Raw genomic sequence first — 3069 nt, 5'->3', positions numbered from 1 at the left:
GTGCTGTGCGCGGAAACCCTGGGGGGTGCGGCCGGGCCCCCCCAAATCCGGGTCTACACCACAAACCCGTGGGGGGGGGCGCCCCCCCCCCCCCCCCGCTGGGGGGGGGGGCCCGCCACCGGAGGGAACAGCCATGGCAACGCCTGCAACGCCGAAGGGGCCGACAGAAGGCCCGTGTTCCACCGCACCGGACGGACCCGAGGTCCACCCGGTCGACCAGAAGCTCCACCCCTCGCGGCTCGTCCCCGCCGCGCTCCAGCACATCGCCGCCATGTACGCGGGAGTGGTCACGCCCCCGCTCATCATCGGCCAGGCCGTCCGCCTCGACACCGCGGGGCAGACCCGGCTCATCGCCGCGAGCCTGCTGATCGCCGGTGCGGCCACCCTCCTGCAGACCCTCGGCGTCAAGGGCCTCGCCGGCAACCGGCTGCCCTTCGTCAACGCCGCCTCCTCGGCCGGCATCGCACCGATGCTCGCGATCGCCGAGACCAACGCCTCGGGCGACCAGCTCCCCGCCATCTACGGGGCGGTCATGGTCGCCGGACTCTTCTGCCTGGCCATCGGCCCCTTCTTCGGCCGGCTGCTGCGCTTCTTCCCGCCGCTGGTCACGGGCGTCGTCATCACCCTCATCGGGGTGACCCTGATGCCGGTCCCGGTCGCCTGGGCCCAGGGCGGCGACAAGAGCGCCGCCGACTTCGGCGCCATGCACAACCTGGCGCTCGCCGCCTTCACCCTGGTCGTCATCCTGCTGATCCAGCGCTTCGGCCGCGGCTTCGTCAAACAGGTCGCCCTGCTGCTCGGACTGCTGATCGGCACCCTGGCGGCGATCCCCTTCGGCATGGCGGACTTCGGCGCGCTCGGCTCGGCCCCGGTCGCCGCGCTGCCAGCCCCCTTCGCCTTCGGCGCCCCCCAGTTCCAGCCCGCCGCGATCATCTCGCTCTGTCTGGTGATGCTCGTCCTGATGACCGAGTCCAGCGCCGGAATGCTCGCCATCGGCGAGATCTGCGAGCGCGAGACCGACGGCCGGACCATCACCCGCGGCCTGCGCACCGACGGCCTGGCCACCCTCCTCGGCCCCGTCTTCGGCGGATTCCCCACCTCGGCGTTCGCCCAGAACGTCGGCGTCGTCTCGCTGACCCGCGTCCGCAGCCGCTACGTCGTCGCCGCGGCCGGAGGCGCGCTCCTGGTCCTCGGCCTCTTCCCGGTGCTCGGCGCGGTCGTCTCCACGGTGCCGATGCCGGTCCTCGGCGGCGCGGGCATCGTCCTGTTCGGCTCCATCGCGGTCAGCGGCATCCGTACGCTCTCCGAGGCCGGGCTCGACGACAGCTCCAACATCATCCTGGTCGCCGTCTCGCTCGGCGCGGGCATCATCCCGCTCGCCGCCCCCGCCTTCTACGCGGGCTTCCCGGCGTGGGCGCAGACCGTGCTCGGCTCCGGCATCAGCGCGGGCGCCCTGGCCGCCGTGGCGCTGAACCTCTTCTTCCACCATCTCGGCACCCGTGGCGCGACCTCCGCCGCGGCACTCAAATCCTCCTAGGGTCCTGCCGTGCCCGTACCGCCACCCACACCGGAAGGAAGCCCCATGGCACCTTCGGCAGACCCCGTATCCCGCATCGTCATCGAGAACGTGGCCATCGCCACGGTCGACGCCCACGACACCGAGTACGCCGACGGCCACATCGTCGTCGCGGGCAACATCATCGAGTCCGTCGGCGCCGGCCGGGCCCCCAGGAACCTGGAGAACGTCGTACGCCGTGTCGACGGCACCGGGCACCTGGCCACCCCCGGCCTGGTCAACACCCACCACCACTTCTACCAGTGGATCACCCGGGGCCTGGCCACCGACCACAACCTCTTCGACTGGCTGGTCGCCCTCTACCCGACCTGGGCGCGCATCGACGAACCGATGGTCCGGGCCGCCGCCCAGGGATCGCTCGCGATGATGGCCCGCGGCGGGGTCACCACCGCCATGGACCACCACTACGTCTTCCCGCGCGGCGCGGGCGACCTGTCCGGTGCCATCATCGGGGCCGCCCGCGACATGGGCGTACGCTTCACCCTCGCCCGCGGCTCCATGGACCGCGGCGTCAAGGACGGCGGGCTGCCGCCGGACTTCGCGGTGGAGTCCCTCGACGGTGCGCTGGCCGGCACCGAGGCGGCCATCGACGCGCACCACGACGCGTCCTTCGGCTCGATGACCCAGGTCGCCGCCGCACCCTGCTCCCCGTTCTCGATCTCCACCGAACTGCTGCGGCAGGGCGCCGAGCTGGCCCGCCGCAAGGGCGTGCGCATGCACACCCACGGCTCGGAGACCGTGGAGGAGGAGAAGTTCTGCCACGAGCTCTTCGGGATGGGCCCGACCGACTACTTCGAATCCACCGGCTGGCTCGGCGACGATGTGTGGATGGCGCACTGCGTCCACATGAACGACTCCGACATCGCCGCCTTCGCCCGCACCGGCACCGGCGTCGCCCACTGCCCCTCCTCCAACGCCCGGCTCGCCGCGGGCATCGCCCGGGTGCCCGACATGCTCGCCGCCGGGGTCCCGGTCGGCCTCGGCGTCGACGGCACCGCCTCCAACGAGTCCGGCGAACTCCACACCGAACTGCGCAACGCCCTCCTCATCAACCGCCTCGGCGCCCACCGCGAGAAGGCCCTGAACGCCCGTCAGGCCCTGCGCCTGGGCACCCACGGCGGCGCCCGGGTCCTCGGCCGTGCCGACGAGATCGGTTCCCTGGAGCCGGGCAAGCTCGCCGACCTGGTCCTCTGGAAGCTCGACACCCTCGCCCACGCCTCCATCGCCGACCCGGTGACCGCGCTCGTCCTCGGCGCCGCGGCCCCCGTCACCCTCTCCCTCGTCGACGGCAGGCCGGTCGTCGAGGACAACCACCTCGTCACCGCCGACGAGGACGCCATCGCCCGCGCGACCCGCGACGAGGCCCGCCGCCTGGCACAGATCGCCGCCGGAGCCTGACCCTCCCGCGGTGACCCCGTACCGTCGGCCGAGGGGGACGGCCCTCGACCGGCCGCCGTGGACCCGACCCAGGTCCGCGGCAACCGGTGCGGGGG

At 73.0% G+C, this 3069-nt stretch carries 2 protein-coding genes; both read left to right on the top strand.

Annotation, left to right across the window (positions count from 1 at the left end):
- The first annotated feature begins 133 nt into the window (after window positions 1–133).
- Window positions 134–1537, top strand: coding sequence for a nucleobase:cation symporter-2 family protein (locus tag ACFCV8_RS33390; protein WP_376689257.1), 1404 nt, complete (start codon window positions 134–136; stop codon window positions 1535–1537).
- Between the two features lie 45 nt (window positions 1538–1582).
- Complete coding sequence (locus tag ACFCV8_RS33385; protein ID WP_376689256.1) at window positions 1583–2974, top strand: 8-oxoguanine deaminase; 1392 nt, start codon at window positions 1583–1585, stop codon at window positions 2972–2974.
- The last annotated feature ends 95 nt before the right edge of the window (window positions 2975–3069 follow it).

Origin of the sequence: Streptomyces sp. NPDC056347 (assembly GCF_042262625.1) — a bacterium.
Taxonomy (GTDB): Bacteria; Actinomycetota; Actinomycetes; order Streptomycetales; family Streptomycetaceae; genus Streptomyces.
The sequence above is the reverse complement of the archived record's forward strand: the minus strand, read 5'-3'. Positions and strand labels throughout refer to the sequence as shown.

What these genes read in the sequence shown, in the direction of transcription:
- ACFCV8_RS33390 (WP_376689257.1), top strand. Translation starts at nt 134, where the DNA reads ATGGCAACGCCTGCAACGCCGAAGGGGCCGACAGAAGGCCCGTGTTCC.
- ACFCV8_RS33385 (WP_376689256.1), top strand. Translation starts at nt 1,583, where the DNA reads ATGGCACCTTCGGCAGACCCCGTATCCCGCATCGTCATCGAGAACGTG.